The sequence below is a fragment of the Phyllobacterium lublinensis genome (genome assembly GCF_020164435.1).
Taxonomy (GTDB): Bacteria; Pseudomonadota; Alphaproteobacteria; order Rhizobiales; family Rhizobiaceae; genus Phyllobacterium; species Phyllobacterium lublinensis.
In genome coordinates this window covers 57,492-74,184 of the sequence record NZ_JAIUDQ010000001.1, presented here as the reverse complement: position 1 = coordinate 74,184, position 16,693 = coordinate 57,492, and the positions used below count along the sequence as shown (strand labels likewise).

Genomic DNA, 16,693 nt, shown 5'->3' with positions numbered 1-16,693 from the left:
GGGAATGGCATGAAGTTGAAGGATTACGTTTGGCCGGTCATCGGGCTGGCTGCCGTCGGGATCTCCGTATGGCTCCTCTACAAGGAGTTGCGGAGCATTTCGCTGGACGACGTAATTCACAGCCTGAATGCAATTCCGATGCATCGCTGGATCCTGGCCGGGCTCTCCACGCTCGCGGCCTATGCTGCCCTGGCGGGATATGACCGCATTGCCCTCCTGCATCTTCGGCGGAAAATCTCCTGGCTTTTCATCGCGCTCTGCTCGTTCACAACCTATGCCCTGTCACATAATATCGGCGCTTCTGTCCTGTCCGGCGCCGTCGTGCGGTATCGTGCTTATTCCTCGCAAGGCATGGCGACGCCTGAAATTGCACTGCTGATTGCTTTCTGCTCTTTCACGTTCCTGCTCGGGGTGCTGACCCTGAGCGCAATCGTGCTGCTCGTCGAGCCTGAGTTGCTTCAGCGGTTCAACTCCGAGCTACCGATTACGCTGAGCTATATCCTCGGTTTTGGATCGCTGCTGATCGTGCTGCTCTATATTTTCGGAAGCTGGCTGCACTTCAAGCCACTGCGCATTCGCCGCTTCACGCTTGAATATCCACGCCTGTCGGTTGTTGCGCAGCAATTGATCGTCGGGCCGCTGGAACTGATCGGCGCAGCAGCGATCATCTACTTCACCCTGCCCGTAGCAGGAAATCCTGGCTTCCTTGTCATCCTCGGCATTTTCCTGGTTTCATTTTCCGCCGCCTTGATCTCCCATGCCCCAGGCGGGCTCGGCGTGCTGGAGCTGGTATTTCTGACCGGTCTTCCAGACATGGACCAGGCGGACGTGCTGGCCGCGCTCATCATCTTCCGTCTTTTTTATCTACTTATCCCTTTTGCACTGTCGCTGCTCGTCGTGCTCTATTTCGAACGCACGCAATTGCTTTTGCGCTGGTACAAGAAAGACGGCGAGCACTGATCGCGATTTCAAGAAGTTGAACATTCCCGCAGGAATATTTTCCATATTTCCTCGAGTTTAGTGCGCTTTTCCTTCATCGATGCGCAGCGTCAACCTATTTTGAGGCCACATTGACGAATTTCCCACCCAGGCCGGGTCGTGTGAAAGGAAATGGTGGCATTGATGAAGACATTGATCATTCCGGGATATCGCGGTTCGGAAAAAGGGCACTGGCAGCGGCAGTGGCTTGCGGAGGATCCGAACGCGCGCCTTGTTGAGCAAGACGATTGGGACAATCCGGTTCTGTCGCAATGGCTTCACGTGCTGGAGGCAGCGCTTGCCGAAACACCCGACGCAATTCTGGTTGCCCATAGTCTGGGATGCGTGCTCGTTTCCCACCTGGCCAGTCGCCCTTCGGCGGCGCATGTCGCGGGTGCGCTTCTGGTGGCACCTGCCGATGCGGAGCGCATGGCCGTCCAGGATCCGAAATTTCGCAGCTTTGCGCCATTGCCACGCTACAATCTCGGCTTCCCGTCAATCGTTGCCGCCAGCCGCGACGACCCTTACATGTCGTTCAACAAGGCGCAGGCCTTGGCCGATATATGGGGCTCTGGCTTCGTCGATATGAAGAATGCCGGCCATATCAATATTGAGAGTGGGTTTGGTGCGTGGCCAGAGGCGCGTATCCTGGCCGAGTCCATGCGCCGGCCACAGCCTGTCGTGAGAGCGCAACGGGCAGCATGACAGACTAGCCGCCCTGTTTCCGCTCCAGTATGGCTTTCAGCACCAGCGTCACCACTGCAATCAGCGCCAGTGTCGATGAAGCGGCAAAAGCGCCGGTGACGTTATAATCATTGAACAATAGTTCGATCTGAAGCGGCAGAGTGTTCGTCTGCCCCCTGATCGCGCCGGAAACCACCGATACGGCACCAAACTCTCCCATAACGCGCGCATTGCAAAGCACTGCGCCATAAAGCAGAGCCCATCGAATATTGGGTAAGGTGACATAGAAGAATGTCTGCAGGCCAGTCGCACCGAGCGTGATCGCCGCCTCCTCATCTTCGCTGCCCTGTGCCTGCATCAGCGGGATGAGTTCCCGCGCTACGAACGGGCTTGTCACAAACAGGCTGACCAGAAAGATCGCTGGCACCGTGAACATGATCTTGATGTCATAGCTGTCAAGCAGAGGCCCCAGCAGGCCCTGGCTGCCGTAAAGGAACAGATAGGTCACGCCGGCAACGATGGGCGATACCGAAAACGGTATTTCGACAAAAGTAATCAGCAGTTGCCGGCCGGGAAACCGGAATCGCGTGACGAGCCAGGCCACGCAGATTCCGAACAGCATGTTGATCGGTACGACGACTAGGGCGGTCAGCACGGTCAGCCAGATCGCATGCAGGGTGGCTGGCTGGGTAATCTGAGACAGATAAACGGCGACGCCTCCACGGAACGCGTATGTGAAGATCACGAGCATCGGCACGCCGATGAAAAGCATCGACAGTAAAATCGCAGATGCGATGAGGAGCCAGTGCACGGCACGCGACGGCGGCCTGCCGTGACGCGGCGATTGCAGCGTGGCGGGCACAGCCGGATTAACTGCGTTCTGCATAGCGGAGCTGCCAGGCCTGTATGGAATTGGTGATGAACAGCATGGCGAAGGCCGTGACCAGCATCACGGTCGCCAGTGCCGCCGCTGCCGGATAGTCATATTCATCCAGCCGGATGAACACGAGGAGCGACATGACCTCGGTTTCGAAAGGCAAATTGCCGGAAATGAATACGATGGCGCCGAATTCGCCAAGGCTGCGTGCGAAGGAAAGACTGCAACCCGCTATGAATGCGGGAAAAATTGCCGGCCAGATGATCCGCGAAAATATCTGCCAGTTGCTGGCACCCAGCGACCTCGCCGCCTCCTCGACATCGGTAGCAACATCTTCAAGGACCGGCTGCACTGTGCGGATCACGAAGGGAATGCTGGTGAACATCATGGCCAGGGCGATGCCAAGCGGAGCATAAGCTACTTTCACGCCCAGCGGCTCGAGATACTGGCCAAACCAGCCATTGGTCGAGAAGACGGTTACAAGCGCAAGACCGGCGACAGCCGTCGGCAGGGCAAACGGCAAATCGACAACAGCATCCAGCACACGACGTCCGGGGAATTGGTAGCGGACGAGAACCCATGCCAGCAGCACGCCGAACAGTGCATTGAACGCCGTTGCAAGGGCTGCCGCGCCGACTGTTATGCGATAGGTCGCAAGTGCACGCTCGGATGAAACGATGGTCCAGAAATCAGCCCATCCGAGATTGACGGATTTGTAGAGCATGGCCAACAGCGGCAGGGCGACAATGATGACGAAGTAGAGCAGCGTCACACCGAGGGTGAGACCGAAACCCGGCAGAATTCCGCGGCGACTCGACTTGGAAAACAAAGACATGGGCGGCTTCTAAAGCATGCTCCCTTGAACGCAAGCCGTGTGGAAAAGAAATGGCGCGGACATCGTTCCGCGCCATTTCTCCCATTCAGGCGGAATTGGTCATCGCTTGGTGAAGACTTGATCGAGAATGCCGCCCTCGGAGAAATGATCCTTCGTGATCTTCTCCCAACCACCAAAGGCTTCTTCAACAGTAATCAGACGGGTCTCGGGGAAAAGTGCAGCATATTTTGCCTTTACCGTCTCATCGTTCACCCGGTTGAAGTTCTGCGCGAGAATGTCCTGTCCTTCGGGCGAATAGAGGTACTTCAGGTAGCTCTCCGCAATTGCACGCGAGCCGCGCTTGTCGACAACCTTGTCCACGACCGTCACCGGGAATTCGGCTAGCAGACTGACTGGCGGAACGACCGCCTCATACTTGTCCTCGCCCAGTTGCTTGCGCGTGCCGAGCACTTCCGCCTCGAACGTGATCAGCACATCGCCAATCCCGCGCTCCGCAAAGGTCGTGGTTGCCGCGCGACCGCCAGTATCGAAGACCGGCACATTGGCGAAAAGCTTCTTTACGAATTCCTGGGCCTTGGCATCGTCCTTGTAGGTCTCAAGTGCGAAGGCGTAAGCGGCGAGATAGGTATAGCGCGCATTGCCGGAGGTCTTGGGATTGGGGAAAATAACCTTCACGTCATCGCGAACAAGATCGTCCCAATTCTTGATCTGCTTGGGATTGCCTGCACGGACCAGAAACGCCGGCAGGGAGTAATAGGGCGAGGAATTGTTTGGCAGGCGCGACTGCCAGTCGGCGGGAATGAAATCGCCTTTGTCATGCAGTACCTGTACGTCCGTCACCTGGTTGAAGGTAACGACATCCGCCTCAAGCCCTTCGAGGATTGAACGTGCCTGCTTGGACGAGCCGGCATGTGATTGATTGACCGTAATGTCCTTGCCGGCCTCTTTCTTGTAGGAAGCAGTGAATGCCTTGTCGATCTGGTCGTAGAGCTCACGCGAGATATCGTACGAAACATTGAGTATCTCGGTTGGCTCATCGGCCTTGACAGGCGTCAAACCAAGGCTCAGCACCACCGCCGCATACACAAACAGTCTTTTCATGGAATTCTCCCAAGCGCGCAGTCATGAAGGTGCTGCCGCATTTCGATCATCGCCCCACCCGCGCGATCTTGCTGAGTACGCGGACAATTTTTGCGAGAATGACGGCAAAACCCCTGATGCGGAAGAACTTTTTTTCCAATGAGCGCGGATAGACTGAAACAGTATTCCCTTAACGTCCTGAAATGGAGCAAGCACCCTACGGCGCGAAGGGCTGCTAGCAATGAACGCGGAAATTGAACTCTGGCGGAGCAAAAGCGCCGGGTTTAATCACCAGAAGCCGCGGTGCTGCCAGCACCAGAGGAAGTCTTCTTCGGTCCAGTTTCGATGCCGCTTGGCCGAGGCTTCGTCGCTATCGCGCGTTGCCCGTTCGCGTGCAGTCCGATCGAGCGGCTCAGCAGTAAAAACGTCCCGCCACAAGCGTTCAGCCCGATTGAAAATACTGGATACTTCACTGTACATTGCGACCTCCAAAGAACAATTCGGTTGCAGAGTGCAGTTGCCTGGTGGGGCCAACCGATACCTGATGATGACCGCCTGAAATCATTTGTCAATAATCTCTACCGGATTAATCGTGTATCAGACTGCACGCCCTCAAGCTGTCCGGATCAACAGATTCTTAATCAATTATTATTTTTCAGACTCTTACACGCTATTTTTAAGACACTTTTCTGCCGCAAAAAAACTCACTTTTTTAACATTTTTACACTAGAAAATGTGACGCGAGGGACTATGACTGCACCACAACGGTAGTCAGGCAATAAAAATGATATCGCAAAAAGCCAAATACGCTCTGCGGGCGCTTGTCGTACTCGCCAGGGCGGACGCCGAAAAGGCGCTCTTCATCTCGGATATCGCGGAAGAACAGAATATTCCGAAGAAGTTCCTTGAACAGATCCTGCTCGATTTGAAGCATCAGGGCATAGTCATGAGCCGGCGCGGCAAGATGGGCGGCTATCTGCTTCTCAAGCCGGCCGAAGAAATCACGTTCGGCGAAGTGCTGCGGCTCATCGACGGCCCCATCGCTCCCCTGCCTTGCCTCAGCAAGATCGCCTATCGCCGCTGTGAGGATTGCGCCAGCGAAGAAACGTGCGAAATCCGCCATGTCTTCAATGAGGTCGCCACTGTCACGCGCGGTGTTCTTGACAAGACGACCATCGCCGACTGCCTGATTCATGGTGAAGACGGCAAGATGGCCGAGATGCTCGACAGCTAGAGGGGGCGCTCTGCCGGTTCACTGTGGCCTTCCGCCAATCAGGTAAATACGGCCTTGCCGATCACCGGTGTTGAAGGCACCGCCACGTCACGCGGTTCCAGCATGCCCGCGTGATATGCGGCATATCCTGCCTCCGTTGCCTTGGCGAAGGCGCCGGCCATGGCCGCCGGATCCCTGGCCTTGGCCACGGCGGTGTTGAGCAGGATTGCGTCAAACCCAAGTTCCATGACCGCCGCCGCATGCGACGGTCGGCCAAGCCCCGCGTCGACAATCATCGTAACATCGGGGAAATGGCCACGCAGCGAACGCAATGCGTGGATATTGAGGGGTCCCATGGCCGAACCGATCGGCGCACACCAGGGCATCAGCACCTCGCACCCCGCACCAAGCAACCGATCCGCGACGGTGAGGTCATCTGTCATATAGGGAAATACCTTGAATCCGTCTGCTGTGAGGATACGGGCAGCCTCGACCAGCGCGAAGACGTCCGGCTGCAGCGTATCGTGGTTGCCGATAACCTCGAGCTTGATCCAGTCGGTCGCAAACACATCCCTCGCCATCTGGGCGGTAAGGACTGCTTCCTTGACCGTATGGCATCCCGCAGTGTTCGGCAGGACATGTCTTGAAAGTGACTGGATCATTGACCAGAACTTGTCCCCCGTTCTCCCGCCTGTCATTTCCCGCCGCAGCGAGACTGTGATGATTTCCGTACCTGAAGTAGCGATTGCCTCCTTCAGTACCGCAGGTGAAGGATATTGCGCCGTGCCGAGCAAAAGCCGGGAAGTGATCTGCTTGCCGTAAAGTTGCAGCATTGCTCAGCCTCCTTGGCGGGGGGTGAGAATTTCGACACGATCGCCTTCGTTCAGGCGGCATAACGGACGCTCGTGCGATCGCACCAGTTCACCATTGAGTGCCGTTGCCAGCCATTCGCCGTCGAACTCCAGCTCCCTTAGCAAGGCGTCGAGATCATGGGCCGCGATTTCGTGAGGTTCGCCATTGACGATGAGTCTCATGGGGTCTTGTTCCTTCCCTCGAAGACCAGTTTTGCTGCCTGCACCGCCATCGCCGGCGCCAGCAGAAACCCGTGGCGGTAAAGCCCGTTCACCATTATCGCGTCGCCCCGGGAAGTGACGCGAGGCAGATTGTCGGCGTAGGCAGGGCGTATCCCGACCCCCGTTTCAACGATCTCTGCCTCACCAAAGGCCGGATGCAGAGTGTAAACCGTGTTGAGCAGTTCCATCATCGACCGCGCCGTGATGGGACCGGTGGCGTCACTTTCGATCATCGTCGCACCCACCATGAATGTGTGATCCTGGCGGGGTACGACATAGACCGGAAAACGCGGGTGAATGAGCCGGACAGGACGTGACAGCGAGACATCCGCCGTCCGCAACACCAGCATCTCACCACGCACGCCGCGAAGAAGTCCATCCGCACTGCTATAGCCGGTGCAATCGATGATTTCGTCAAAGCCGCCGATTGCCTCTTGCGGCAGGTCCATTACAAAAGTGACGCCGTCACCTGCCAGTTTTGTTGCCAGATCGATCAGCACTCGCCTTGGGTCGAGATGGGCCTCATCCCTGAAATACAAACCCTTGCCGAAACGTCCAGCAAGATCAGGTTCGAGTGCCGCAATGGCCGGTTCATCCAGCACATCGAAATGCGAGGTGCGCGCGCCGAACCGGCCCAATTCCTTGATATCGCGCGTGGCGGCAAGAACCAGCGTTCCATTGCGCAGGACCGAGCAAGGCAGTGTCGTCTCCCACCAATCAGCGGCGCGCAGGCCCAAATCAATCACTCGTTGATCAGCGCTTTCCCTCTCGCAATACGGCGCCAGCATCCCGCCCGCATACCAGGAGGCGCGCTTGTCTGACCACGGATCGAACACGGTCACCCGAGCGCCGCGTAGGCGGAGCTCGTGCGCGACCGAGAGGCCGGCGACGCCGGAGCCCCTTACAAGTACGTCCATGACGTCAAGCCCGGCTGTTCAATGGCATATAGAGGTCGCCACCCTCGCGGAATTTCTCCGCCATTGCTGCCATACCCTCCTTCTGTGCTTCGGCGCGGATATCGTGGGAAATGCGCATCGAGCAAAATTTTGGTCCACACATCGAGCAGAAATGCGCAACCTTGTGCGCCTCCTTCGGCAGGGTCTCGTCATGGTAGAGCCGGGCTGTCTCGGGGTCGAGCGACAGGTTGAATTGATCTTCCCAGCGAAACTCGAAACGTGCCCGGGAAAGAGCATCATCGCGGACCTTGGCGGCCGGGTGGCCCTTGGCAAGATCAGCGGCATGAGCTGCAATCTTGTAGGTGATCACCCCCACCTTCACATCATCACGATTCGGCAGGCCGAGATGCTCCTTCGGTGTCACGTAGCAGAGCATCGCCGTGCCGAACCAGCCGATCATCGCCGCGCCAATGCCGGAGGTAATGTGATCATAGCCCGGCGCGATATCGGTTGTGAGCGGTCCGAGTGTGTAGAACGGCGCCTCGCCGCAAACGGCGAGTTGCTTATCCATGTTCTCCTTGATCTTGTGCATCGGGACGTGCCCGGGGCCCTCGATCATAACCTGACAGTCTTTCGCCCAGGCAATCTGCGTGAGTTCACCCAGCGTCTCCAGTTCCGCAAATTGTGCGGAATCGTTGGCATCCGCGATGGAGCCGGGCCGCAGTCCATCGCCGAGTGAAAAGCTCACATCGTAAGCGCGGCAGATGTCGCAGATCTCATCGAAATGCTCATACAGGAAGCTCTCGCGATGATGATGCAGGCACCACTTGGCCATGATCGAACCGCCGCGGGAAACGATGCCCGTTACGCGGTTCACTGTCAGGGGAATGTAATGCAACCGAACACCGGCATGGATGGTGAAATAATCGACGCCCTGCTCGGCCTGTTCGATCAGCGTGTCGCGATAAATTTCCCATGTCAGATCTTCGGCAATGCCTCCAACCTTCTCCAGGGCCTGATAAAGCGGGACGGTGCCGATCGGCACTGGCGAATTGCGAAGAATCCATTCTCGGATGTTATGGATATTGCGGCCAGTCGAAAGATCCATGACCGTATCGGCACCCCAGCGCGTCGCCCAGACCATCTTCTCCACTTCTTCGGCCATGGAAGACGTTACGGCAGAATTGCCGATATTGGCGTTGATCTTGACGAGGAAGTTGCGGCCGATGATCATCGGTTCAAGTTCGGGATGGTTGATATTGGCGGGTATGATCGCCCTGCCCCGGGCGATCTCCTCGCGAACGAACTCTGGCGTCACATAATCCGGTACGAAAGCGCCGAAGGATTCGCCGTCGCGGACAGCGCCCGCTCGTGCGGCGTCGCGACCAAGATTTTCCCGGATGGCTACATATTCCATTTCAGGCGTGATTATGCCCGCACGGGCATAGGCGAGTTGGGTAGCGGCCTTGCCACCCACGGCTTTGAGCGGCTGATTGCGAATTGGAAATTCCGGAGTGAGCCGTTCGCCGGTGGCAAAGCCATTATCGGCAGGCGTAATGTGGCGCCCCTGGTAAGCAGATGTATCCCCCTGCGCAGCAAGCCAGGCGGCGCGGTGGCGTGGCAGACCCCTGGCGATGTCAATCGTGGTATCGGGATCGCTGTAGGGGCCAGAAGAGTCGTAGACCGTGACATTGGGCTCGCCCGCAGTCGGATGCACTGCGATTTCGCGCATGGGCACGCGCAGCTCGGGATACTGGCGGCCAGCCTTGTAGATCTTTGTCGAGGCAGGCAGTGGACCGGTCGACACCGTCGGAGCCGGAACAGTTGGGGTAATTGCGGTCATCATCAGGTTCCTTGCATTGTTGCGTGGAAACCCAGTTCTGTGCCGGAAGGATGAAAGGAGTCCGCGAGTCTGCTATACCTACCTATGCCATGCCGAGGCATGACCCGCGAAGACTTTGCACCGTCCCTACGCCAGTATGAACTGGATCAGGTTCAACGGGTCACTGCGCTTGCCGAAGCCAGCAGTATCTCAGCCCCTTGTCGGGACTCCCCTGGTGAATAACCCTAGATGACCCGCTCACATCGCCGTTGTCAAGCGGGCGAAGTTCGCGATTGGTTTTGCTATCCGCGAAGCTGTTTCAAGGCGTCCGCCCATTTTGCGAGTTCGCCAAGCATGGTCGTCGCACTGGTCACAATCGCTTCATTGGGCTGGAACACACCTTCGTCGTCGATGAACTTCTGGTAGGAATGAACCGGGACGCCCTCGGGGATTGGAACCATACGCAACCCTGCCATCAAGCCCTTCACGGACTCGACCGAGCGCAATCCGCCGGAAACCCCGCCATAGCTGACAAAGCCGGCAGGCTTGTAGTTCCATTCCTGCCATAGATAGACCAGGGCATTGGTCAGTGCCGGCGGAGCAAAATAATCATACTCCGGCGTGACAAACACGTAGGCGTCAGCCGAATCAACGATCTCACTCCATTTGCGGGTATGGGCGTGCTCGTACTTTTTCATTCGCGGATGGTTTGGCTCATCGAAAATCGGCAGATTGCGATCCGCAAGGTCAATCAGGACCGGTTCGAAGCGGGCGTCCTGCCTGGCAAATTCGTCAAACCACTTGGCGACGGCCGGGCCGCCGCGTCCGGGTCGTGTGCTTGCGATGATGATATTGAGCCTGAGAGCCATAGCCTATCTCCATGGAGTGTGAATCCTATCGCCCTATGAATAAGGAAGCCGTGCTGCATTGCACAAGAAGGCACTTTTTGGAAACCAGCCGGACAGATCCCGGAAAATAACGAAACCCGCCCCAGCCAAAGGCTGCGCGGGTTCTGTCGCGTTTGCAATGACCGGACGAACCCGGTCAGGGATTATCGGTTGAAATCGCCGCCATTGCCGTTCGGACGAGGCGTGCGTTCCTTTTTCTTCGGACCAGGCAGAAGGCCCTCGCGCTGCGCCTGCTTGCGGGCTGCCTTGCGGGCACGGCTTACGGCTTCAGCCTTTTCACGAACACGGCGCTCAGACGGCTTTTCAAATGCCTGCCGCGCCTTCATTTCGCGGAAGAGACCCTCCCGCTGCATCTTCTTCTTCAGGACCCGCAGGGCCTGCTCAACATTGTTGTCACGGACGAGAACTTGCAATCGTTTTCCTTACCCATGCTTGCCTCGCCTTGCGACGTCACGATCGATCACAAACAGACAAGCGTTTGAAGAATTGCCCCTACGGCAATCCGGAGAAGCGCGGACTTTATTCATTTCCGCGCCAAAAATCCAGTGTGCCCGAGCGAATTACTCGGGCTTTCCTGCCGCGGGACCGGATATTTCTGTTCCGGACCCGCCCGTTTGATGTTTCAAGTGCAGGAACCGCCTTCGACTCCTGCGCAAAGCGAATCAGAGCGCTGCAGTTATGATGATCTCGACCTTGTATTCCGGCGTCGCAAGCTTGGCTTCGCCGGTTGCGCGCGCCGGGCTGTTCGCCGGATCGACCCATGCATCCCACACGGCATTCATCTCGCCGAAATCCTTCATGTCGTCGAGCCAGATGATGGCCTGCAACAGCTTGGACTTATCGGTACCGGCTTCCTTCAGCAGGCGATCGACGGCCGCAAGAACATCCTTGGTCTGCTCGGTAACGCTTTTGCCCGGACCACCGACCTGACCGGCGAGGTAGACGGTATTGCCGTGGATGACCGCCTGGCTCATGCGCGGACCAACTTCAATGCGACGAATGCTCATGGAAAATCTCCTCTATCGATTTTGGTCAGGCTGGCACCTGCCTTGCATGCGTGAAAAAAGGGCCATGCGGCCTTCTTCCAAAAAGAACGGTGGGCACAGTAGGGATCGAGCCCCACGGAGCCGCCGATTGAGCCAGTAGGCGGGCCCGCGCACCCTTTGCCATACTTTGCCGAACGTTAGCAAGCGCTAGCATGAAGGATATGAACGGGTAGAGGCTTGGTCCTATGCCAGCCAGCCCTTGCCTTTTGCACTGCTGATCAGCGCATCGGCAACGTCCCATAATTCGGGAACGTCCCGGATGGCGCGGACGAGCTTTCTCAGCGCATCTTCCTTCACCGCGAAATCAAGCCAGCTGCCTCCCGAAACAGCGTAATCCAGCAGGATTGGCTGGAAGCGGTCCAACGCCTTGGCGAACCTGGCATCCGGCGTCTGTGCCGCTTCAAATTCATCCCACAAGGCACGGAACTCCATGCCGAGCCCATCCGGAAGCAGTCCAAAAAGCCGACTTGCGGCCTCCTGTTCGCCTGCCTCCTGCGATGCGGCGTCCGCACTGAAAATCGGCGTGTCGCCGGCGTCGATCTCGACAATATCATGCAGGATCAGCATCTTGATCACCCGGTCGATGGAAACAGCCTGCGGGGCAAGCTCCTGGAATACCAGCGCGCACAGCGTCAGATGCCATGAGTGCTCGGCGCTGTTCTCAAACCTGGAGCCGTCGGCAATCCTGTTGGCCCTGTTGATCCGGCGAAGCCCGTCCGCAACCATCAGAAACTGCAGATGGCCCGAGAGCCGGTTGCCGAATCCGGCGATGTCGTCAATGCCCATTGTCGTGTTCCGAATAGCTTTGTTGTCAGTAGTTGACCTTGTGAATAGGCCGATACCATGCAGCACGCCACTCCATTGCTTGTCGCATGAGCATATCTTTGTGCAGGAGAGCGCGGAATCAGAAGGTTGGAGGGGTGTTGACCCATAGAATGGCCGCTACGGTGCTGCCGGTGTTGGCGAAGCGATGCGGCCGATGACTTGCGTAAGTCATTGAATCTCCGGTTTCCAGGCTGAAACGCTCGGTTTCATCGAGAACGACCTCCAGGTTTCCCTCGACGACGAACAGGAACTCCTCGCCCTCATGCTGGTAGCTTTCACCACTGGCGGCGCCCGGCTGTATGATGAACAACAGGGATTCAAGAACGGTGTCCACGCGGAAGAGCTGCTGAATTTCGACGCCTGGAATCCTCTGGTCCAATGAACGCCTTTCGCTCCCCTTCACGACCAGCTTGTTGTCCAGCGGCTCCCCACCAAGAACTTCGACTAGGTTCGTTCCGAGCGCCGCCACGAGCTTGAGCAGCACCGCGACAGAAGGGTTGCTTATCGAACGCTCGATTGCACTCAGATAAGACGCGCTGAGCTGCGTCCTTGCAGCGAGACCGCGCAAGCTGATTTTCTTGGCCGTTCTCAGGCGTTGGAGCCGGGCACCAACAGATGTCGGATTGCCGCTGGGAGGCGGACCGGGGAAGCCGAGTTCCCCGTTCTGCAGGGTCAGGTGGATTCCGGCAGGGTTGACGCCGGATTTGACGAGGTCCCTCACCGTCTGCATCCGCTGGATCTGGTCCATCGGATAGACGCGATAACCTGATTGTGTTCGGGCGGCCTTGATGAAACCGTGCTTTTCCCATTGGCGGATCATGGTGGTCGTCACGCCAAGCATCTCGGCAACCTGCCCGATGTACAGTCCGTCGGAAACCTGGTCAGAATCTGCGGTATACACCATCTACTCTCTTTAATCCCTGGTTCGCGACTTTGCTCTGTCCCGAAGGTTAGCGCTCAGCTTTTTTTTCAATGTTTGCGCGATGTTGCACGATCACAGCCCGGTTTCAACCAAGGATGCACCCGGTTTGGACACGGCCCCAGCCTTATGTACGTAGACTGGACAATCTATCGTGATAACCAAATCGAATCTTTGTGCTCCTCTATACGCCGCTGTGCGGTTTTATCGCCCCTTGGTCCGCACAATCAAGCCCCTGCACCGCCAATAGGTCCTGTTTTTCTATAAATAATCACATTTGCATTGACAGTCCGGATTTGCATTGTATTGTACACCAACCTTAATAATGTGCACTCACTTCGGATGTCGAGGAGCTCCTGTGACCAAGCACTACCTATCTGCTAATGCGCAAACCGTTCAGTGGGGGATTTGGGACGCCGGCATTCGCCCGGTCCTGCAAATCGAACCCGGCGATTCCGTCACGATCGACACGCTTTCAGGGGAACCTGAAGACCTGCCGCCAGCCGGAAGCTCATACACGGTACTCGAGGATCATCGTGCCGTTTTGGACCATGTGTCACGAGGGTCCGGGCCTCATCTGCTGACCGGGCCGGTTTACATCGAGGGCGCAGAGCCCGGCGATGTCCTTGAAGTGCGCATCAACGACATAAGCCTGCGTCAGGATTGGGGCTGGAACCTTCAATTGCCTCTGCACGGCACCTTGCCGGAAGAGTTTCCCGAAGAGCGCCGGCTCCACCTGCCGATTGACAGGCACAACGGCACCGTCACCCTGCCATGGGGCAGGCAGATGAAGTGCCGGCCGTTCTTCGGCAACATCGGAGTTGCGCCGCCGCCAGCCTATGGCCGCCTTTCCTCGATCGAGCCGCGTGTGTTCGGCGGAAACATGGACAATAAGGAGCTCGTTCCCGGCGCCACCATCCTCTTTCCGGTTTTCGTGCCGGGTGCCCTGTTTTCAGTCGGCGATGGCCATGCCCTTCAGGGTGACGGCGAAGTCTGCCTGACCGCGGTTGAAACCGCACTGACCGGCAACTTCACCTTCCGTCTCCAGAAAGGCAAAGGTCAAAAACTTCCGATCGCGTTCACGGAAGCATCGCTGATCACCATGGGATTCCATCCCAGCCTTGACCATGCGGCGCAGATTGCGCTCAGCCAAATGGTGTCTCTGATCTCGGAGATCTCGGGCCTGTCGCGCCAGGATGCATACACCCTCTGCTCCATCGCCGCCGACTTGCGGATAACCCAGTCAGTGGACCGCGAAAAGGGCGTCCACTGCATCATCGCCAGGCAGGACCTGCCCCATTTCGGAGAGGAATGTAAGAAACTGTCTTCATTTGCATAGGAACAACAACGACAATCACTAAGGAGGAGAAAGTGATGACCGTAGACCGCCGAACGTTCGTCAAGGGATGTGCTGGAGTTCTTGCCACCCCTTATCTTGTCAAGAACGCCTTCGCAGAGGAAACCATCAAGGTCGCCTCGATACATGATGCGAGTGGCGTCCTGGATATCCTGGGCAAGCCGATGGCGGCCATGACCCAAATGGCCATCGACGAAATCAATGCGGGAGGTGGCCTGCTTGGCAAGAAGATAGAACTCAAAAGTTACGACACACAATCCAACAACCAACTGTACGGGCAATACGCCACGGAAGCGGCAACGCGGTACAAGGTGGCGGCCGTCTTCGGTGCCGTAACCTCAGCCTCGCGCGAGATAGTTCGGCCAATCCTGAGGCGCTACAAGACGCTTTACTTCTACAGCACGCAATATGAAGGCGGCGTCTGTGACCGCAACATATTCTGCCTCGGCACCACCCCCGGCCAGAAGACGGAAAAGATCATTCCGTATGCCATGAACAAGTTTGGCAAGCGCGTATATACGGTCGCCGCCGACTACAATTTCGGGCATATCGTCAGCAAGTGGCACGAGAAGGTCGTGACCGAAAACGGCGGCACGTTCGAAGGCGTCGAATTTTTCCCTCTGGAACAGACGGATTTCGGGCCGACCCTTAAGAAAATTCAGAGCATCCAGCCGGATTTCGTGATGGCCGACCTCGTGGGCAGCAACCACATAGGATTCTTCCGCCAGTGGGTATCATCGGGCATGGCCGATCGGATCGGACTCGCATCGACGATCTTCGGGACCGGGAATGAGCAGCTCTTTACAAACCCGCGTGAACACAACGGCATATTGACCAGCGCCTGCTATTTTCCCGAGATCGACACCCCCGAGAACAAGGATTTCATCGCGCGGGCTGCCAAGGCAACCGGGAGCGACCGCTCACCGATCAATGAGCTGCCGGCAATGAGCTACTACGCCCCGCAGCTTTGGGCCGAAGCCGTTCGCAGCGCTGGCAGTTTCGACCGCGATGCCGTTACCAAGGCACTTGAGGGCAACCTGACATACAAGGGTCCGGGCGGCCCGATCACGGTCGACGCCGAATCGCACCACGTCACCCATGACATCTATATTGCCGAGGCCTGGGATCACGGCTTCAAGATCCTCGAGCGCTACGAAAATCTGCCGCCATCAGACACTGCGGCCGTTTGCGACCTGGCGGCAAATCCCAGCGACACCAAGCAGTACGTGCTGGGTAACTGACGCCCCAAGCCGCGACTGACTCGCCGGTCAGTCGCTCCTGCGTTCCTTAAAGGACCGGAAGAATGGACTACATCTGTATTTTGATTATTCAGGTCATTTCATCGATCGCCATGCTCGTGTTGCTGGCGATCGGTCTCGCGATCATGTTCGGAATGATGAAGGTAATCAATTTCGCCCATGGCGAGTTCATCATGGTCGGCGCCTACACGTCCGTCATGTCCGTCAATGCGGGACTTAACTTCTGGCTGGCGACGTTCGTGGTGGCGCCCCTGGCTGTTGCTTTTGTCGGCTTCATTGTCGAGCGCGTTATCATCCGTCACCTCTATGGCCGGATCATCGAGACGATGCTCGCGACTTGGGGGCTCAGTCTTTTCATGATCGGGACAGTGACCATCGTGTTCGGCAACACTGTAACAGGGATTTCCGCCCCGCTTGGCTCGATCAGCATTGGCCGGTTCTCCAACAGCACTTATGATCTCGTGCTCATTGTGATGGCGGCCGCCCTTCTCGTCGCTTGCGCGCTCTTCCTGCGACGCACAAATCTCGGGCTGATCGCCAGGGCGGCCATGCAGAATGCAGACATCACCGCAGTTCTCGGCCATGAGCCCAAGAAAATCTACTGCGCCACCTTTGTTGTCGGTGCGGCAATCAGCGGCCTTTCCGGCGCGCTCATTGCGCCCCTCACCGGCGTGTCCCCGGGCATGGGTCTTGCATTCGTTGCCAAGGCATTCATCACGGTCATCTGTGCCGGCCCCGCTGTCATCTTCGGCACCGGACTCGTTGCGGCCGTCTTCGGCACGGTCAACACCGCAGTGACATTCGTGGCGACACCGGTCTTTGGTGAAGTCGCCCTGCTGTTGTCAGCAATAATCCTGCTCCGAGTGATGCCCAAGGGCCTCACAGCCCGTATCATGAGGAAAGCATTATGAGCATCGAGAT

At 57.3% G+C, this 16,693-nt stretch carries 19 protein-coding genes and 1 riboswitch; of the genes, 6 read left to right on the top strand and 13 right to left on the bottom strand.

What is annotated here, in order from left to right:
• Positions 1-9: 9 nt before the first annotated feature.
• The gene (locus K9U38_RS00375; protein ID WP_224492358.1) at positions 10-960 is read left to right on the top strand and encodes a lysylphosphatidylglycerol synthase domain-containing protein; all 951 of its coding nucleotides are present in this window, start codon (positions 10-12) and stop codon (positions 958-960) included.
• 159 nt (positions 961-1,119) lie between these two features.
• Entirely contained in the window at positions 1,120-1,683 is a 564-nt protein-coding gene (locus K9U38_RS00370) for an RBBP9/YdeN family alpha/beta hydrolase (RefSeq protein ID WP_370631793.1), read from the top strand.
• 4 nt (positions 1,684-1,687) lie between these two features.
• On the opposite strand, the gene cysW is transcribed toward K9U38_RS00370, so the two are convergent.
• From cysW to K9U38_RS00350, 4 genes are all read right to left on the bottom strand, one after another.
• The gene (gene cysW / locus K9U38_RS00365; protein WP_224492356.1) at positions 1,688-2,548 is read right to left on the bottom strand and encodes a sulfate ABC transporter permease subunit CysW; all 861 of its coding nucleotides are present in this window, start codon (positions 2,546-2,548) and stop codon (positions 1,688-1,690) included.
• Entirely contained in the window at positions 2,532-3,374 is an 843-nt protein-coding gene (cysT, locus tag K9U38_RS00360; protein WP_224492355.1) for a sulfate ABC transporter permease subunit CysT, read from the bottom strand. The genes cysW and cysT overlap by 17 nt, the downstream gene beginning before the upstream one ends.
• Before the next feature lie 99 nt (positions 3,375-3,473).
• Complete coding sequence (locus K9U38_RS00355) at positions 3,474-4,475, bottom strand: sulfate ABC transporter substrate-binding protein (protein WP_224492354.1); 1,002 nt, start codon at positions 4,473-4,475, stop codon at positions 3,474-3,476.
• Between the two features lie 267 nt (positions 4,476-4,742).
• A complete protein-coding gene (locus K9U38_RS00350; protein WP_224492353.1) occupies positions 4,743-4,934 on the bottom strand; it encodes a hypothetical protein in 192 nt (63 codons plus the stop codon).
• Positions 4,935-5,238: 304 nt separating this feature from the next.
• Here K9U38_RS00350 and K9U38_RS00345 point away from each other — a divergent pair, with 304 nt between their 5' ends.
• Entirely contained in the window at positions 5,239-5,688 is a 450-nt protein-coding gene (locus K9U38_RS00345) for an RrF2 family transcriptional regulator (protein ID WP_224492352.1), read from the top strand.
• Positions 5,689-5,726: 38 nt separating this feature from the next.
• Here the strand turns inward: K9U38_RS00345 and K9U38_RS00340 are convergent, their stop codons facing one another.
• From K9U38_RS00340 to K9U38_RS00300, 9 genes are all read right to left on the bottom strand, one after another.
• Positions 5,727-6,500 carry a thiazole synthase gene (locus tag K9U38_RS00340; protein WP_224492351.1) on the bottom strand — a complete coding sequence of 258 codons (774 nt, stop codon included), beginning with the start codon at positions 6,498-6,500 and terminating at the stop codon, positions 5,727-5,729.
• 3 nt (positions 6,501-6,503) lie between these two features.
• Entirely contained in the window at positions 6,504-6,701 is a 198-nt protein-coding gene (gene thiS / locus K9U38_RS00335) for a sulfur carrier protein ThiS (protein WP_224492350.1), read from the bottom strand.
• Positions 6,698-7,657: a glycine oxidase ThiO gene (thiO, locus tag K9U38_RS00330; protein WP_224492349.1), complete on the bottom strand. Its 960-nt coding sequence runs from the start codon at positions 7,655-7,657 to the stop codon at positions 6,698-6,700. The genes thiS and thiO overlap by 4 nt, the downstream gene beginning before the upstream one ends.
• A 4-nt stretch (positions 7,658-7,661) precedes the next feature.
• A complete protein-coding gene (gene thiC / locus K9U38_RS00325) occupies positions 7,662-9,479 on the bottom strand; it encodes a phosphomethylpyrimidine synthase ThiC (RefSeq protein ID WP_224492348.1) in 1,818 nt (605 codons plus the stop codon).
• A 105-nt stretch (positions 9,480-9,584) separates the two neighbouring features.
• Positions 9,585-9,702: riboswitch (TPP riboswitch) on the bottom strand.
• A gap of 58 nt (positions 9,703-9,760) precedes the next feature.
• Positions 9,761-10,327: an NADPH-dependent FMN reductase gene (locus K9U38_RS00320; RefSeq protein WP_224492347.1), complete on the bottom strand. Its 567-nt coding sequence runs from the start codon at positions 10,325-10,327 to the stop codon at positions 9,761-9,763.
• A 182-nt stretch (positions 10,328-10,509) separates the two neighbouring features.
• Entirely contained in the window at positions 10,510-10,779 is a 270-nt protein-coding gene (rpsU, locus tag K9U38_RS00315; RefSeq protein WP_224492346.1) for a 30S ribosomal protein S21, read from the bottom strand.
• Between the two features lie 249 nt (positions 10,780-11,028).
• Positions 11,029-11,373: a RidA family protein gene (locus K9U38_RS00310; protein WP_224492345.1), complete on the bottom strand. Its 345-nt coding sequence runs from the start codon at positions 11,371-11,373 to the stop codon at positions 11,029-11,031.
• Between the two features lie 222 nt (positions 11,374-11,595).
• Positions 11,596-12,198 (bottom strand): HD domain-containing protein, encoded by a 603-nt coding sequence (locus K9U38_RS00305; protein WP_224492344.1) that lies wholly within the window; start codon positions 12,196-12,198, stop codon positions 11,596-11,598.
• Positions 12,199-12,316: 118 nt separating this feature from the next.
• A complete protein-coding gene (locus K9U38_RS00300) occupies positions 12,317-13,141 on the bottom strand; it encodes a cupin domain-containing protein (RefSeq protein WP_224492343.1) in 825 nt (274 codons plus the stop codon).
• Between the two features lie 373 nt (positions 13,142-13,514).
• On the opposite strand from K9U38_RS00300, the gene K9U38_RS00295 reads away from it, so the two are divergent.
• The 3 genes from K9U38_RS00295 to K9U38_RS00285 all read left to right on the top strand — a co-directional run bounded on the left by K9U38_RS00295 (position 13,515) and on the right by K9U38_RS00285 (position 16,683).
• Complete coding sequence (locus tag K9U38_RS00295) at positions 13,515-14,495, top strand: acetamidase/formamidase family protein (protein WP_224492342.1); 981 nt, start codon at positions 13,515-13,517, stop codon at positions 14,493-14,495.
• Between the two features lie 35 nt (positions 14,496-14,530).
• The gene (locus tag K9U38_RS00290; protein ID WP_224492341.1) at positions 14,531-15,754 is read left to right on the top strand and encodes an ABC transporter substrate-binding protein; all 1,224 of its coding nucleotides are present in this window, start codon (positions 14,531-14,533) and stop codon (positions 15,752-15,754) included.
• Between the two features lie 62 nt (positions 15,755-15,816).
• Positions 15,817-16,683: an ABC transporter permease subunit gene (locus tag K9U38_RS00285; RefSeq protein ID WP_224492340.1), complete on the top strand. Its 867-nt coding sequence runs from the start codon at positions 15,817-15,819 to the stop codon at positions 16,681-16,683.
• Positions 16,684-16,693: the final 10 nt, after the last annotated feature.